The following is a 13,908-nucleotide window of genomic DNA, read 5'->3' on the forward strand; positions in this document are numbered from 1 at the left end:
GGCGCAGCAGGGGGGACACCGTCGATGGCATCGACGTCGCAGAGACCGCTCGACCACCGCTACCGGGGCGAACACCCCGTCCGCACCCTCGCCTACCTGCTGCGCGCCGACCGCCGCAGCCTGGCGGTGGCGGTCCTGGTGTTCACCGTCAAGCACAGTCCCATCTGGCTGCTGCCGCTGATCACCGCGTCCGTCGTCGACACGGTCGTCGGGCACCGGCCGGTCTCCCGGCTGTGGACGGCCGTGGCGGTGATCATGGCGATCCTGCTGGTCAACTACCCGTTGCACGTGCTGTACGTACGGCTGCTCTACGGCAGCGTCCGCCGGATGGGCACCACGCTGCGCTCGGCGCTGTGCACGCGCATGCAGCAGCTGTCGATCGGCTACCACTCCCGGGTCAGCGCGGGCGTGCTGCAGGCCAAGGTGGTGCGGGACGTCGAGACCGTCGAGCAGATGGTCCAGCAGACCGCCGAACAGGGCCTGGGCGCGCTGACCGTGCTGGCCGGCGGACTGGTCATCATCGGCGTCCGCACCCCGGAGTTCCTGCCGGTCTTCCTGATCGTGGTGCCGGGCGCGACGCTGATCGTGGCCCGGCTGCGCTCGCGCCTGCGCAGCCACAACGAACACTTCCGGCACGAGGTGGAGACCCTGTCGTCCCGGGTGACCGAGATGACGCGGCTCATCCCGGTCACCCGCGCGCACGGCCTGGAGGGCAAGGCGCTGCGCCGGATGGACGGCACCCTGCGCCGGCTGCTCACCTCGGGGATGCGCCTGGACCTGGTCAACGGCCGTTTCGGGTCGCTGGCCTGGGTGGTCCTCAACGTGATCGGCGTCGCCGTGCTGGGCGCCGCCGCGCTGGTGTCGTACTACGGCGTCTGGGGCGTCAGCGCCGGTGACGTCGTCATGCTCAGCGCCTTCCTGACCACCCTCACCAACTCCACGACGACGCTGACCAGTCTGGCGCCGGTCATCACCAAGGGGCTGGAGTCGGTGCGTTCGGTGGGCGAGGTGCTGCAGGCGCCCGAACTCGAGGACAACGAGGGCCGGACGGAGGTCACCGCCGTGCGCGGCGCCGTCACCTTCGACCGGATCGGCTTCGCCTACGAGGACACCGGCCGCCCGGCCGTCGCGGACTTCACCCTCGATGTCGTACCGGGCGAGACCGTCGCCCTGGTGGGCGCCTCGGGGGCCGGCAAGTCCACCGTGCTCAACCTCGTCATCGGGTTCATCCGGCCCACCGCCGGCCGGCTGCTCCTCGACGGCACCGACATGAGCGGCCTCGATCTGCGCACCTACCGGCGGTTCGTCTCGGTCGTCCCGCAGGAGTCGATCCTCTTCGACGGCACGGTCCGGGAGAACGTCGCCTACGGCATGGAGGACGAGGCCGACGAGGACGCGGTGCGCGCGGCGCTGCGCGACGCCAACGCCCTGGAGTTCGTGGACCGGCTGCCCCAGGGCCTGGACACCGTGGTCGGCGAGCGGGGCGCCCGCCTCTCCGGTGGTCAGCGCCAACGCCTTGCCATCGCACGGGCGTTGATCCGCGACCCACGGGTGCTGGTGCTGGACGAGGCCACCTCGGCGCTGGACACCCGCTCCGAGGCACTGGTCCAGCAGGCCCTGGCCCGGCTGCTGCGGGGCCGTACCACCTTCGTGGTGGCCCACCGGCTGTCCACCGTGCGCGGCGCCGACCGGATCGTGGTGATGGACGAGGGCCGCATCCACGAGATCGGCACCCACGAGGAACTGCTGCGCCGGGGCGGTGTCTACACCGCGCTGCACGGCGGACAGGTGGCCTGACGGGGACACGGGCGTCGACCGGCCGCGTGTCCGCAAGAGCGGGCGGTCCGCTGACGGCATGCTGGAAGCATGATGGGGCTCGCCGTGCTCTTCGCCGTCCTGGGTGCCGTCAGCAATGCGACGGGCACGGCCTTCCAGCGCAAGGCCGCCTCCACCGTGCCCGGCAGCCGTGGGGTGCGCCTGCTGCTCACCCTGGTACGGCGGCCCGCCTGGGCCATCGGGATCGCCGGGGTCGCGGGGGCCGCCGTGTTCCAGGCGCTGGCCCTGGTGAACGGCCCGATGGCGCTGGTCCAGCCGTTGTTCATGCTGGAGCTGCCGTTCGCCCTGCTGATCGCGGTGCCGCTGCTGCACCGGCGGCCGAACGCGCAGGGCTGGTGGGCGGTCGCCGTGGTGGTGGCCGGCCTGGCCCTCCTGCTCGGCTCGGCGGCGCCGTCCGGCGGCCGGAACCAGGCGTCCATGGAGCGCTGGATCCCGGCCCTGGTCCTCACCCTGGGCGCCATCGCCGGCACCGTGCTGCTGCAGCGGTCCTCCTCGTCGCCGTTGTTCCGTGCGGCGGCGCTGGCGACGGGTGCCGCGATCGGCAACGCGCTGACCGCCGCGCTCATGAAGTCGGCCACCGACCGCCTCGCCGACGCGGGTCTGCCCGCCTTCCTCACCACCTGGCAGACCTACGGCTTCGCGCTCGCCGGGATCACGGCGCTGATCCTCCTGGAGAACGCGCTGCAGGCCGGTCCGCTCGTGGCCTCCCAGCCCGCGCTGACCATCGGCGACGCGGCGGTCAGCCTGCTGCTGGGCGTCGCCCTGTTCGACGAGTCGGTACGGACCGGCTGGTGGCTGCTGCCCGAGGCGGTCGGCGCCGGTCTCATCCTGTGGGGGGTGGTCCGGCTGACGCGTGTGGTGCCCCATCTCGCGGACGTCGTGCACTGAGCGGGCGCCCCGCGCCGCGCGTTCTCGCGCGGACGGCAAGGCGAAGGGCCCGTCCGCAGTGCGGACGGGCCCTTTCATCGAGCGCCAGGCAGGCCTTGCACCTGCATTTCTCCGCAGGAAGCGAAGCGTCTTTCCTTGGACCACCAACGCGTCGCCGAGCGCCGGGACTTCACGGCGACCGGCTCTGGATCAAGAATAGCGCACCCGATGGTGTGATGGTCACACCGGACGTACGGGCCCGTCCCCGCTCAACCGGCGCCGGTGGAGAGTTCCGGGGCGGCGGTGACGATCGCGTGCACGGTCTCGGTGACCAGGCGCCGGTCCAGGGGCGTGTCGTCGAAGGCGCGGTGCATCGGCCAGCCCTCGATCAGCGCGTCGAGCGCGCGGGACACCCCGGGCGTGAAGTGCAGGGCGAGGCTGTCCCTGCTGCGCTCCAGCCAGGTGCGGGTGGTGGCGGAGACCGCCTCGTTGTGGTTGGCGTAGGCGTACATCTCGAAGATGAGCGTCATGTCGCGCTCCGTCGCGTAGGCCGGTCCGCAGATCAGCTCGACGACGGCCGCCTCGGCCTCGGCCGTCGAGGCGGCGGACTGCAGGGTCCGCCGGTAGAGATGCGACATCGTGTCCGAGAGCCGGGCGAAGGCCTGGGCCAACAGGTCCGCGATGCCGTCGAAGTAGTACGTCAGCGAACCGAGCGGGACCTCCGCCCGCGCCGCGATCTTCCGATGGGTGGTCCTGTGCACACCCCCCTCGGCGATCACCTCGAGGGCCGCGTCCAGAATGCGCTCCTTGCGTCCTGGGTCGTTCGGGATCTCGCGTCGTGTGCCGCTCACGCCCTCAATGTGTCATGGGTGGAGCGGCCCCGAGTGTGTACAGATGTACAACCAAGTGTGTACGGTCGTACAGACTCGGTCGCACAGACTCTTGCCCGGACACCTCTGGAGCCCCCGCCCATGACCGCCGATCTTGCCCGGCGCCGTACCGCCGTCTTCGTCCTGTTCTTCGTCCCCGGCCTGACGATCTCCTCCTGGGTCACCCGCACCCCCGACGTGCGCGACCTGCTCGGCGCCTCCACCGCGCAGATGGGTCTGATCCTGTTCGGGCTCTCGGTCGGTTCGATGGCCGGGATCCTGTGCTCGGGCGCGGTCGTGGCCCGCTGGGGCGCCCGGCTGGTCATCCTGGTCGGCACCTCGACCGTGGCGGCCGGTGCGGCGGTCGTCGGTGTCGGCGCCGCCGTCGGCTCGGGTCCCGCTGTCGCGCTGGGCCTGGGACTGTTCGGTCTCGGCATGGGCGGCGGCGAGGTGGCCCTGAACATCGAGGGCGCGGAGGTGGAGCGGCTGCTGGGCCGCTCCACGCTGCCCGCCATGCACGGCTTCTTCAGCCTGGGCACCGTCGTCGGCGCGGTCGGCGGTATGTGCCTGACGGCGATCGACTTCCCCGTACTGGTCCATCTCCTCGCCGTCACCGCCGTCGTCCTGGTCGCACTCGCCCTGGTCATCCGGCGCGTCCCGGCCGAGGTGGGCCGCCAGGCCGCCACCGGTGGCCGTGAACCGGGCGCGGCCCGCACGGCGGTCTGGAAGGACCCCACGCTCCTGCTCATCGGCTGCGTCATCCTCGCCCTCGCCCTGGCTGAGGGCACCGCGAACGACTGGCTGCCGCTGGTCATGGTGGACGGGCACGGCTTCGACGCCGCGTTGGGCTCGGCCGTCTACGCCGTGTTCGCCGCCGCGATGACCGTCGGGCGGTTCGCCGGCGGCCGGTTCGTCGACCGGTTCGGGCGGGCGGCGGCGCTGTGCGGGAGCGCGCTGGTGGGGGCCGCCGGACTGGCCCTGGTGATCTTCGTCGACAACCAGGCGGTGGCGGCTGCCGCCGCCGTCCTGTGGGGACTCGGGGCCTCGCTCGGGTTCCCCGTCGCGCTCTCCGCGGCGGGCGACTCCGGCGAGGACGCGGCCGCGCGGGTCTCGCTCGCCGCGACCGTCGGCTATGTCGCCTTCCTGGTGGGCCCGCCGTCCCTCGGCTATCTCGGTGAGCGCTTCGGGCTGCGGCACGCGCTGATCCTGGTGCTCGTGCTGGTGGTGGCGGCGGCCTTCGCCACGCCTGCCGCGCGTTCGCCGCGGCCGGTGCGAGAGGTGCGAGAGGTGCGAGCGGTACGGGACCCGGAGGCGGCCCGCGGGTACCCGTCGGAATCCGCATCCGCATCCGCATCGGCGTCGGCGTCGGCGTCGGCGTCGACGCCGTACGTCAGCTCGCCGGATGCGAGCCCGGAGTGTGACCGAAAGCCCGACGGAAGGCGTCGATGAACGCGCTGACCGACGACCAGCCGCAGGCGTGGGCGACCGTCGTCACCGGGGTGCGGTCGGCGAGCAGGATCAGCGCGTGGTGCGGGCGCAGTTGGGTGCGCCACTGCGGGAAGGTCATGCCGAGGTCGCCGTGGAACAGCCGGGACAGGGTGCGGTCGCTCGCACCGACGACGCGGCCGAGTTCCTTGAGCGTGCGCTCGTCGGCCGGGTCCGCCCGCAGGATCGCGCACAGCTCGCGCAGCAGGGTGCGGCCGGGGTGGGCAGGTGGAGCGGCTGGGTGCCGGCCGGGAGCGACGACGTGCCCTCCTTCGTACGGCTGTCCCTGGCCGTGGTGTTCCGGTCGGTCGCGTTCGTCGGTCTGAGCACCTTCGTCTCGTTGTACGCCCGGCAGCGCACGGGCGGCGGCACGGGTGCCGGTACGGCGGCGCTGACCGTCCTCTACCTCGGGAGCGCGGTCGGGTCCGTGCTGGGCGGGGCCCTGGCGGGCCGGTGGGGCCGGGTGGCCGTCTGCCGCTGGTCGTACACGCTCGCCGTCGTGGCCGTCGCGGGTGTGGTGTGGGTGCCGGGCCCGGCCCTCTACCCGTTCGTGGCGCTGACGTCGGCCGGGCTGTATGGGCCGTTCTCGCTCCAGGTGACGCTCGGTCAGGACTGTCTGCCCTCGCGGATCGGCACGGCCGGCGGGGTCACCCTCGGCCTGACCGTGAGCATCGGCGGCCTGGCCGACGCCACCTCGCTGCAGACGGCCCTGGCGCCGCTGGTCCTGATGCCGGTGCTGAGCGGCCCGCTGTTCGGCACCCTGCGCGAACCCGGTGTGCCCCGCCACCAACCGGATCCGCACCGGGAAGTGAGCGACCGAGCCCCCTGCTAAGGTGCGCCGATGTCATCGATCAAGAAGTTCCAAGTCACCTTCGACTGCGCGCGACCCGAGCGCGTCGCCCGCTTCTGGTGCGAGGTGCTGGGGTACGAAGCGCCGCCGCCACCCGAGGGGTTCGCCACTTGGGACGAGTACAACGACTCCCGGTCTCCGGAGGACCGGGACAAATGGTTCTCCTGCAGTGATCCCTCGGATGTGGGCCCGCGGCTGTTCTTCCAGCGTGTTCCCGAGGGCAAGGTCGTCAAGAACCGGGTGCACCTCGATGTGCGCGTGGGCACCGGGCTCGTGGGGGAAGAGCGCCTGGCCACGCTGGAGGCCGAGTGCACACGGCTGGTCGCGCTCGGCGCGGTGCGGGTGAAGGTGCTGCTCGCCGACGACGAGAACGAGTCGTGCATCCTGATGCAGGACGTCGAGGGCAACGAGTTCTGCCTCGACTGAGCGCCCTGCGATGACGGCGGGACGGTGCACCGCCTCCCATCCCCCGCGCGCTGCACAGTTGTTGGCGGCGGCGGATGGAAAGGCGGTGCCGATCTGGTCCGGTCCCGCTTTCCGCGGCGACCGGTCGTCCCGTTACTCCTCGTCGCGCACGGCACGCCGTCGGACGATCTCGGCCTTGACGGACTCGTGCAACTCGTCCGACGTGAAGCCGAGGTTGCGCAGGATCTGCGCGGCCGGGCTCTCCTCGACGCGGACCAGACCCAGCAGCGTGTGTTCCGTGCCGACCCAGTCGTGGCCGAGGTCCGCCGACGCACGGCGCGCCTGCCCGATCGCCTCCTTGCTCTCCTCCCGGAACGGGATGTGGCCCCGCAGCGCCTTCTCCCCGGCCGCCGGCATCACTTCCGTGATCGCGTCGCGGACACGCTGCTCCGACTCGGTCCTCGCCACCAGCACCTCGTACGCCAGGCCCCGCGGTTCGCCGAGCAGGCCGAGCAGCAGGTGTTCGGTACCGATGGAGTCGTGCTTGTACGTGCGCGCGGCCTCCTGCGCCAGCACGATGCTGTGCCGGTTCAGGTTGGTGAACCCCTCGAACGCGGAGGGCGCGTGGCGTTGCTGGGCGGCCTGCTTGGACACCCCGATGGCGTCGCCGATCTCGGTCCACGACGCGCCGGTCTGCTTGGCCTTGCTGACGTAGTGGTCGATGAGCTGGTCACCGAGGTCGGACAACGTCTGCGCACGAAGTCGCGCCTCGCTGATGCGGGCCAGCTCGTTGGCTTCAGGGAGTTCCTCGTCGAGACGGGCGATCAGGTCGGCGAGGCTGATGTCGAGTGGACTCATGCGTCAATCTTAAGTTGACGATGCCTCAGCGTCAACTTGCAATTGACGCTGAGGCGCCCGGCGACGCGGCGCTCGAAAATCAGTGGAGCGGCGCCGCCGTGTCCCCGTACCGTGCTGCCGATCCCAGCCGCCTCGCCAAGGACGTGCCCTTGTACACCGTGTGAGACCCCCCGAGCGCTGATCTGTCGCGCGTCGCATCCGTGCGCCGCGCTGCTTTTTGCTGCGGACTTCTCACTGAAACCGGTGTACTTCTGTGCTCAACATCTGGGTGGTCATGCCCACCTGCCTGCCGCTCGTCCTGCGCCGTTGCCACACGTGCGCGTCCGGGACCTTCCGGGCGAGCGGCAAGTTCCGCGTCAACGCACACCACAAACTCATCGACGTCTGGCTCCTCGTCCTCTGCACCGGCTGCGGGGAAACGGCGAAACTCACGGTCCTGGAGCGGGTCAACGTGCGCTCCGTGCGGCCCGACCTGCTGGACCGACTGCACGACAACGACCTCGCCCTGACAGCCGAGTTGCTCCAGGATCCGGTGGTGCGGCGCCGCAACCGCATCGCCCTCGACTGGGACGGCGCCTGGCACCTCGACACCGGCGGCTCGGACCACCTGGACCGCGAGGCCATCGACGTCTCGGTCCGCTTCGCGGCCCCGATCCCCGTCCGGCCGGTGCGACTGATCGCCGAAGCGTGCGGTCTGTCCCGGGCCGAGGTCGAGAGGCTGATCACCGAGGGGAGACTCGTTTCGACGGCCCGGCTGAACGGCAAGGTCTCCGGCGACTTCACCTTCACACTCAAACACCAGGACGGTTGGCCGGGCACCATCCGCGGCGATCAAGCCCCGCCGTCAACAGGGCTGATTTGACGGGGATTTCAGGTGAGAGATTCGGCAAGCAAATCCCATCCAACCCTCAACTGCCGTCTTGAATCGGCGTTCTCCCGATCCCGTATTCACGCTCGAACCGCACACGCGGGCAGTACGGGAGAGAAAGGGAGGAGTGGCCGTGTCCTTCGCGAAGATCACGCTGGCAAAGCAGGCCAAGAAGAAGGAAGTCGGGTGTGCCGCCAAGGAGGCGCATCACCCGCACCACCACAAGAAGCACCACCGTAAGCACAAGAAGCAGGCCAAGTAACGCGACCGCCGGACGGCGCCGGGGTTCGACCGCCTCCCGCACAGGGCGGACGGTCCCGGCGCGCCCATGGAGTCAGGGAGTACCGGCCGGTCATGTCCACTGCCGCACCGCTCGACAGGTCCGCCCACGCCGGCCCCGCGAGTCCCGCCAGTTCCACCCGTCCCACCGGTGCCGCCGCCGCGCCGGCGCGGATGCGGCACGCCCGGCTCTCGCCGTGGACCGCGTTCCGTACGTTCTGGCCCCTGGTCAGCGGCAATCGCACCGCCGTACTGGTGTCGGCGCTGCTCCTGGTGGTGTCGGCGGGCTGTGACGCGGGCGCGATCGACCTCGCGGGCCGGCTCACCGACGACGTGCTCACGCCCGGTGACCTCGCCGCCTTCTGGGATCCCGCCGCCCTGTGGCTGGGGCTCGCCGCGTGCGGCGCGGTCGCCGCCGCGGCCGGTGGCTGCCTGGCCGGCTGGACGAGCGAGCACTTCCTGCTCGGTCTGCGGGACCGTCTCTTCGCCCATCTCCAGCGACTGCCGCCGGACGGTCTTGACCGCTTCGGCACCGGCGACCTCCTCTCCCGTCTCACCGGGGACATCGAGGTCGTGGAGACCCTGGTGGCCTCCGCGCCCGTCGAACTGCTCACCTCGGCCGTCGGCGCGCTCGTCTTCGCCGTCGCCGCGCTGTACACCAGCTGGCGGCTGGCGCTGATCACGTTCGCCGCCGCCCCGCTGATCCGGGTCGGCGCCCGGGTCTTCGGCACGCTGATGCGCAGCGCGACCCGCGCGGAACGCGACAGCAACGGCCGGCTGGCCTCCCTGCTGGAGGAGAGCCTCGCCAACATGCCACTGGTGCAGGCCTACGGCCGTCAGCAGGCCGAGCGCGCCAAGGTGCACCGCAAGGGGCGGGACTGGATGCGTGCCGGGCTCCGGCAGATCCGGCTGTCGTCGGTGTACGGCCCGCTCGGCGAACTCCTGGAGACGGTCAGCGTGCTGACCGTGATCGGAGCCGGCGCCTGGCAGATCTCCGCGCACCACCTCAGCGTCGGCGGACTGCTCGCCTTCGCCGCCTACCTCGGCTATCTCCACCCGCGGTTGCAGGAGCTCGGCGAACTGGTCGTCGGCGCTTCCTCGGCGACCGCCGCCTGCGAACGGCTCGTCGAGGTCCTGCGCACCGCCCCGGGTCCGGACAGGTCGAGTCCGGGTGTCCCGGTACCGACCGGGCCGGTGCGTGGTGCCGTCACCTTCGAGGACGTCGGTTTCGCCTGTCCCGGCAAGCGGTGGCCCGTGCTGGACCGCGTACACCTCGATGTTCCGCCGGGTCCGCTGGTCGCGGTCACCGGGCCGAGCGGTGCGGGCAAGTCCACGCCAGCCGGTCTGCTGCTGCGCTTCCACGAGCCCTCACGGGGCCGCATCCTGCTCGACGGGCAGGACATCGACTGCCGTCCCGTGGACGAGGTGCGCCGGCACATCACACTGCTGCCCCAGGAGAGCATGCTCTTCGACGGCACGGTCCGCGACAACATCGCCGTCGCCCGGCCCGACGCGGACGACGCGGAGGTGCGCGCCACCGCGGTCGCGGCCGACGCCCAGGACTTCGTGGCCGCGCTTCCCGACGGCTACGACACCCCGGTCGGCAGACGCGGCAGCGCTCTCTCCGGCGGCCGGCGCCGCAGGATCGCGCTGCCCCGCGCCCTGCTGCGGACCGCTCCCGTGCTCGTCCTCGACGAACCCACCACCGGCCTCGCCGACGCCGCCGCGGCCCGCGTGATGGGCCCCTGGGCCGGCTGACGGCGGGCCGTACGACGTTTCTGATCACCCATGACCTACGGCTGACCGCCCGGGCCGACCTCGTCCTGCATCTGTCCGACGGCACGGTGACCAGCGCGGCACCGCCCGGCGCTCGAGGGCACGGCCCGTTTCGTCAACGGGCCGGCCGACGGTTCTAGACAGCGCGGTCCCGCATGCCCTCGGACGGGGACGCAGACGCGTGCCCCACCTCGCCGGTGCCCTGCGCGGTGACGGCGACCACCTTCGAAGGACGGTCACCGCGGTCCAGGAAGCCGCCGGTGACGGCGAGCCCCAGGCCCGCCATCGCGAGCACCGCGCCGACCAGGTTGGGCGCGGCCCAGCCCCAGCCCGCCGAGATGACCAGGCCGCCGAGCCAGGCACCGGCCGCGTTGGCCATGTTGAAGGCGGAGTGGTTGGAGGCCGCCGCCATCGTCGGCGCGTCCTTCGCGTTGATCATCAGCAGCATCTGGACGGGCGTGGTGATGAGCGCGCCCATCGCGCCGATGAAGGTGACCGTCACCAGGGCCGGCACCGTGCTGTGGACGGTGAAGTAGAAGGTCACCAGGGCGGCGGCGAGCAGGGTGATGCCGGCGTACAGCGTCGGGCGCAGGGCGCGGTCGGTGAGGGGGCCCGCGACCAGGGTGCCGAGGGTCATGCCGACGCCGTACAGGGCGAGGACCAGGGTGGTCGACGCGTCGGAGATGCCGGTCAGGTGCGTCAGCATGGGGACGAGGTAGCTGTACACGGCGAAGAAGCCGCCGAAGCCGACGACGGCGGTGGCCAGGCCGATGAAGACCTGCCGGTTGCCCATCGCGCGCAGCTCCTGGCGGATGCCCGCCTGCGGGCCGCGGGGCTGGTGGGGCACGAGGAGGGCGAGGGCGGCGAGCGCCACCAGACCGATGACGGCGACCGCGCAGTAGGCGTAGCGCCAGCCCAGGTGCTGGCCGAGGGCCGTGCCGGCGGGGACGCCGATGATGTTCGCGATGGTGAGGCCGAGGAACACCCGGGAGACGGCGCGTGCCGCGCGGTCGGGGGCGACCAGTTTGGAGGCGACGACGGCGCCGACGCCGAACAGCGCGCCGTGCGGCAGTCCGGCGAGGAAGCGGGCGGCGAAGAGCAGACCGAAGTTCGGGGCGAGCGCGGACGCCGTGTTGCCCACCACGAACAGCCCGGTCAGCAGGAGCAGCAGCCGCTTGTGGGGAACCCGCGCGCCGATGCCGGTGAGGACGGGAGCACCGACGACGACGCCGAGCGCGTACGCCGACACGAGGTTGCCCGCGTGCGGCACCGACACCCCGAGTCCGTCCGCGATCTGGGGCAGCAGGCCCATGGTGGCGAACTCGGTGGTGCCGATGCCGAACGTGACGACGGCAAGGGCCAGCAGAGCCAATGGCATGGTGGCGGAGGGGCCTTTCGGGGACGGTGGATCCGGGGACGGTGAGCGGGGCGGAACCGGGACGGTTTCTCCGGGACCGGCCGCGCCGAGCGTCCTTGCCCAGCACACCCCAAGAACGTTGCAGCGAGATCAATTGGGCGTGCATTCCGGGATCGGCCCGTAGAACGGGGTGAGCTGCGTCACCACGCCGGAGGTCCGGGTCCTCATCCCCGCGCGAGGGCCTCCTGGCACCCCGCGCACACTCCCCACCAGGTGATCTCGGCCTCGTCGACGGCGAAGCCCAGGTCCTTCTCGGGGTTGAGGCAGGGCGCCGCACCCACGCTGCAGTCGACGTCCTCGATCAGGCCGCAGCGGCGGCAGACGAGGTGATGGTGGTTGTCGCCGACCCGCAGCTCGTACCGGGCGGGCGAACCGGCCGGCTCGATGCAGCGGATCAGCTGTGCCTTGGTGAGGTCTTCGAGGACGTTGTAGAGGCCCTGCCGGGAGAGTCCGCCGGCCGCGGCCGGGTCCGTGCCGATGCGGGTCTCGAGGTCCGCCGCCGTGGAGTGCGGATGGCCCTGCAGCGCCGTCAGCACCGCCCGGCGCTGGGCGGTGCTGCGCAGCCCCTTGCGCCTGAGCAGGTCACCCACCGGCTGCTCCATGGTCATCTCGCTCTCCCAGGGCCTGTCTGCCGGGCGGCGCTCCTGCGCGGCCACGGCGTCTCCCGCCCCACGATAACAACCCAGAGTTGACTCAGTCAGTTCTAGGCGACCTCGGCCGTACGGCACGCGCCGCACACCAGGCGCCGCGCCTGGACGGCACTGGTCATGGGGATGACCCCGACGGGCCGCTGAACGGTCGTCCGCGTGATCCGCGAGTGGTCGGCGCAGGTGAAGAGTCCGCAGCGCGTGCAGGCGCCGATCCCGGTGTGGTCGGTGCGGCCCTCCTGGGCGCAGTCGTAACAGTGCATGGCGATTCCCGAAGTGAACTGGCCCACTCACCTTGCGCAGTGGGGTGTCGGATGTCTGCGCGACGGGCGCTCACGCCCTCGCCGCCCTTCGAACATAGCCCGCTAGTTTTGACAGAGTCAACTCTAGGAATCCATGGAGCCATCCGCGGAACCATCCACCGTTCCCCCGGCACCTCTGGACCACGAGCACTTGTTCACCTACTGCCTAGACATGCCTGGACAGGTTCACAAGCATCAACGCATCGCTCACGTTCTGGCCGACGAGATCCGAGCCGGGATCCACGCCGACGGCAGCCGACTCCCCGGGGAGCACACGCTCAGAGAGCGGTTCGGCGTCAGCCGGACCACCCTTCGGCAGGCCCTTCGGGTCCTCGGTGAGGAGGGCCTCATCTCCACCCACGCGGGCATCGGCTCGTTCGTCACCTTCGACGGGACGCCGCTCGACAGCCGGCTGGGCTGGACCCGGGCGCCGGCCGAGCAGGGCACCGAGCTGACGACCGAGATCCTCCGCTTCGAGGAGGTCTCCGATCCGGAGCTGGCCGCCCGGCTCGGGCTCACGTCGGGCGCGTTCATCGCCCTGGACCGGGCCTGACGGCTCATCGAGGGGCCGGGCGTGTCCCTGGAGCGCAGCAGGGTGCCGGCCGTCGGCGGCCTGGCCGGGCTGCCCGAGCGCGGGCTGGACGGCGGTTCGCTCAGCCCCGACCATGACCTGCGCGTCCCGCAACGCGTCGGCCAGGGCCGGGTTCTGGGCGCAGTGGCCGTAGAAGTAGGCACGGACGCCGAGTACGACGCGGGCCCGGCTGGTCGCGGCGCCGACAGCGGTGAGCAGGGCCGCGATGAATCCGTCGCGTTCGGCGCGGTTGGAGCACAGGGTGAAGACCTCCTCGAACTGGTCGACCACGATCAGCAGGTCGGCCTCCTCGGGCCGGTCCACCAGGGCTTGCCGGATGCGCAGATGGAGGTTGCCGGGATCGTCGAGGAACTCCGCCTTGAGTGTGCCCGGGGAATCGCCGGTGAGTTCCGCCAGCCTGACGGCGCACTCCTCCAGCGGGCTCGTCCCCGGCGAGAGCAGAAGGACGGGCAGGGGCGTGCCGTTCAGCCCTGTCTTTTTCGCCACGGCGACCAGGCCCGCCCTCAACAACGAGGATTTCCCGCGCCCCGACGGGCCGAAAACGGCCGTGAGCCGCCGCCGGCCCACCTTCGCGACCAGTTCACCGACGAGTGGCGGATGGGTGCGTCTGACCAGCACCGCACCGGGCCTCAGCGCCGGCCGGTACCAGCAGATCACCACCGCGCCGCTGAACCTCAACGGAATCAGCACCGTTGGCATCCAGGCGATCTACGGCAACGGCAGCGGGGTACCGCTGCCGCCGCGGCCGCCCCCGAACGCCCTCGCGCGGATGCGGCCCAACTCGGGTGCGCCCACGAGGAATTCAACCGGGACCCCTGGCGCAGCACACATCCCACCGGGTATGTCATGCCACTGAC

At 71.5% G+C, this 13,908-nt stretch carries 13 protein-coding genes and 3 pseudogenes; 9 read left to right on the forward strand and 7 right to left on the reverse strand.

Annotated features, from left to right (window positions below; translation table 11 throughout):
* The first annotated feature begins 24 nt into the window (after nucleotides 1-24).
* Together ACFZDK_RS18260 and ACFZDK_RS18265 are read left to right on the forward strand one after the other, a co-directional pair.
* Nucleotides 25-1,797 carry an ATP-binding cassette domain-containing protein gene (locus tag ACFZDK_RS18260; RefSeq protein ID WP_390973602.1) on the forward strand — a complete coding sequence of 591 codons (1,773 nt, stop codon included), beginning with the start codon at nucleotides 25-27 and terminating at the stop codon, nucleotides 1,795-1,797.
* A gap of 69 nt (nucleotides 1,798-1,866) precedes the next feature.
* Nucleotides 1,867-2,724 (forward strand): DMT family transporter, encoded by an 858-nt coding sequence (locus ACFZDK_RS18265; protein ID WP_390973604.1) that lies wholly within the window; start codon nucleotides 1,867-1,869, stop codon nucleotides 2,722-2,724.
* A 248-nt stretch (nucleotides 2,725-2,972) separates the two neighbouring features.
* Here ACFZDK_RS18265 and ACFZDK_RS18270 read toward each other — a convergent pair whose 3' ends face one another.
* The gene (locus ACFZDK_RS18270; protein ID WP_390973606.1) at nucleotides 2,973-3,554 is read right to left on the reverse strand and encodes a TetR family transcriptional regulator; all 582 of its coding nucleotides are present in this window, start codon (nucleotides 3,552-3,554) and stop codon (nucleotides 2,973-2,975) included.
* Between the two features lie 120 nt (nucleotides 3,555-3,674).
* Here ACFZDK_RS18270 and ACFZDK_RS18275 point away from each other — a divergent pair, with 120 nt between their 5' ends.
* Nucleotides 3,675-5,021 carry an MFS transporter gene (locus ACFZDK_RS18275; RefSeq protein WP_390973608.1) on the forward strand — a complete coding sequence of 449 codons (1,347 nt, stop codon included), beginning with the start codon at nucleotides 3,675-3,677 and terminating at the stop codon, nucleotides 5,019-5,021.
* On the opposite strand, the pseudogene ACFZDK_RS18280 reads toward ACFZDK_RS18275, so the two are convergent.
* A pseudogene (locus tag ACFZDK_RS18280) lies at nucleotides 4,963-5,297 on the reverse strand (helix-turn-helix transcriptional regulator); the annotation flags it as partial. The gene ACFZDK_RS18275 and the pseudogene ACFZDK_RS18280 sit on opposite strands and share 59 nt — an antisense overlap.
* A 1-nt stretch (nucleotide 5,298) precedes the next feature.
* Between ACFZDK_RS18280 and ACFZDK_RS18285 the strand changes: the two are divergent.
* Nucleotides 5,299-5,889 (forward strand): annotated as a pseudogene (locus ACFZDK_RS18285) (MFS transporter); the annotation flags it as partial.
* A gap of 9 nt (nucleotides 5,890-5,898) precedes the next feature.
* Entirely contained in the window at nucleotides 5,899-6,333 is a 435-nt protein-coding gene (locus ACFZDK_RS18290; RefSeq protein ID WP_390973609.1) for a VOC family protein, read from the forward strand.
* A gap of 132 nt (nucleotides 6,334-6,465) precedes the next feature.
* Here ACFZDK_RS18290 and ACFZDK_RS18295 read toward each other — a convergent pair whose 3' ends face one another.
* Complete coding sequence (locus ACFZDK_RS18295) at nucleotides 6,466-7,170, reverse strand: Clp protease N-terminal domain-containing protein (RefSeq protein WP_390973611.1); 705 nt, start codon at nucleotides 7,168-7,170, stop codon at nucleotides 6,466-6,468.
* A gap of 253 nt (nucleotides 7,171-7,423) precedes the next feature.
* On the opposite strand from ACFZDK_RS18295, the gene ACFZDK_RS18300 reads away from it, so the two are divergent.
* The 3 genes from ACFZDK_RS18300 (at nucleotide 7,424) to ACFZDK_RS18310 (ending at nucleotide 10,075) form a co-directional block, all read left to right on the forward strand.
* Nucleotides 7,424-8,032 carry a DUF1062 domain-containing protein gene (locus ACFZDK_RS18300; RefSeq protein WP_390973612.1) on the forward strand — a complete coding sequence of 203 codons (609 nt, stop codon included), beginning with the start codon at nucleotides 7,424-7,426 and terminating at the stop codon, nucleotides 8,030-8,032.
* A 139-nt stretch (nucleotides 8,033-8,171) separates the two neighbouring features.
* Nucleotides 8,172-8,300, forward strand: a complete 129-nt coding sequence (locus ACFZDK_RS18305) for a hypothetical protein (RefSeq protein WP_390973614.1) — start codon at nucleotides 8,172-8,174, stop codon at nucleotides 8,298-8,300.
* A 92-nt stretch (nucleotides 8,301-8,392) separates the two neighbouring features.
* Nucleotides 8,393-10,075, forward strand: a complete 1,683-nt coding sequence (locus ACFZDK_RS18310) for an ABC transporter transmembrane domain-containing protein (protein ID WP_390973615.1) — start codon at nucleotides 8,393-8,395, stop codon at nucleotides 10,073-10,075.
* Between the two features lie 154 nt (nucleotides 10,076-10,229).
* On the opposite strand, the gene ACFZDK_RS18315 is transcribed toward ACFZDK_RS18310, so the two are convergent.
* From ACFZDK_RS18315 to ACFZDK_RS18325, 3 genes are all read right to left on the reverse strand, one after another.
* Complete coding sequence (locus ACFZDK_RS18315; protein WP_390973617.1) at nucleotides 10,230-11,471, reverse strand: MFS transporter; 1,242 nt, start codon at nucleotides 11,469-11,471, stop codon at nucleotides 10,230-10,232.
* A gap of 203 nt (nucleotides 11,472-11,674) precedes the next feature.
* On the reverse strand, nucleotides 11,675-12,112 hold the full coding sequence (locus tag ACFZDK_RS18320) for a transcriptional repressor (protein ID WP_390974233.1): 438 nt from the start codon (nucleotides 12,110-12,112) through the stop codon (nucleotides 11,675-11,677).
* A gap of 101 nt (nucleotides 12,113-12,213) precedes the next feature.
* A complete protein-coding gene (locus ACFZDK_RS18325; RefSeq protein ID WP_390973619.1) occupies nucleotides 12,214-12,420 on the reverse strand; it encodes a DUF2180 family protein in 207 nt (68 codons plus the stop codon).
* Nucleotides 12,421-12,631: 211 nt separating this feature from the next.
* On the opposite strand from ACFZDK_RS18325, the gene ACFZDK_RS18330 reads away from it, so the two are divergent.
* Complete coding sequence (locus ACFZDK_RS18330; protein WP_390974234.1) at nucleotides 12,632-13,012, forward strand: GntR family transcriptional regulator; 381 nt, start codon at nucleotides 12,632-12,634, stop codon at nucleotides 13,010-13,012.
* Nucleotides 13,013-13,120: 108 nt separating this feature from the next.
* Here the strand turns inward: ACFZDK_RS18330 and ACFZDK_RS18335 are convergent.
* Nucleotides 13,121-13,750: pseudogene (locus ACFZDK_RS18335) on the reverse strand (hypothetical protein); the annotation flags it as partial.
* Nucleotides 13,751-13,908 lie beyond the last annotated feature (158 nt).

Source organism: Streptomyces sp. NPDC007901 (assembly GCF_042959465.1).
GTDB lineage: Bacteria > Actinomycetota > Actinomycetes > Streptomycetales > Streptomycetaceae > Streptomyces.

What these genes read in the sequence shown, in the direction of transcription:
- ACFZDK_RS18310 (WP_390973615.1), top strand. Translation starts at nt 8,393, where the DNA reads ATGTCCACTGCCGCACCGCTCGACAGGTCCGCCCACGCCGGCCCCGCG.
- ACFZDK_RS18315 (WP_390973617.1), bottom strand. Translation starts at nt 11,471, where the DNA reads ATGCCATTGGCTCTGCTGGCCCTTGCCGTCGTCACGTTCGGCATCGGC.
- ACFZDK_RS18265 (WP_390973604.1), top strand. Translation starts at nt 1,867, where the DNA reads ATGATGGGGCTCGCCGTGCTCTTCGCCGTCCTGGGTGCCGTCAGCAAT.
- ACFZDK_RS18330 (WP_390974234.1), top strand. Translation starts at nt 12,632, where the DNA reads ATGCCTGGACAGGTTCACAAGCATCAACGCATCGCTCACGTTCTGGCC.
- ACFZDK_RS18260 (WP_390973602.1), top strand. Translation starts at nt 25, where the DNA reads ATGGCATCGACGTCGCAGAGACCGCTCGACCACCGCTACCGGGGCGAA.
- ACFZDK_RS18320 (WP_390974233.1), bottom strand. Translation starts at nt 12,112, where the DNA reads ATGGAGCAGCCGGTGGGTGACCTGCTCAGGCGCAAGGGGCTGCGCAGC.
- ACFZDK_RS18275 (WP_390973608.1), top strand. Translation starts at nt 3,675, where the DNA reads ATGACCGCCGATCTTGCCCGGCGCCGTACCGCCGTCTTCGTCCTGTTC.
- ACFZDK_RS18295 (WP_390973611.1), bottom strand. Translation starts at nt 7,170, where the DNA reads ATGAGTCCACTCGACATCAGCCTCGCCGACCTGATCGCCCGTCTCGAC.
- ACFZDK_RS18290 (WP_390973609.1), top strand. Translation starts at nt 5,899, where the DNA reads ATGTCATCGATCAAGAAGTTCCAAGTCACCTTCGACTGCGCGCGACCC.
- ACFZDK_RS18325 (WP_390973619.1), bottom strand. Translation starts at nt 12,420, where the DNA reads ATGCACTGTTACGACTGCGCCCAGGAGGGCCGCACCGACCACACCGGG.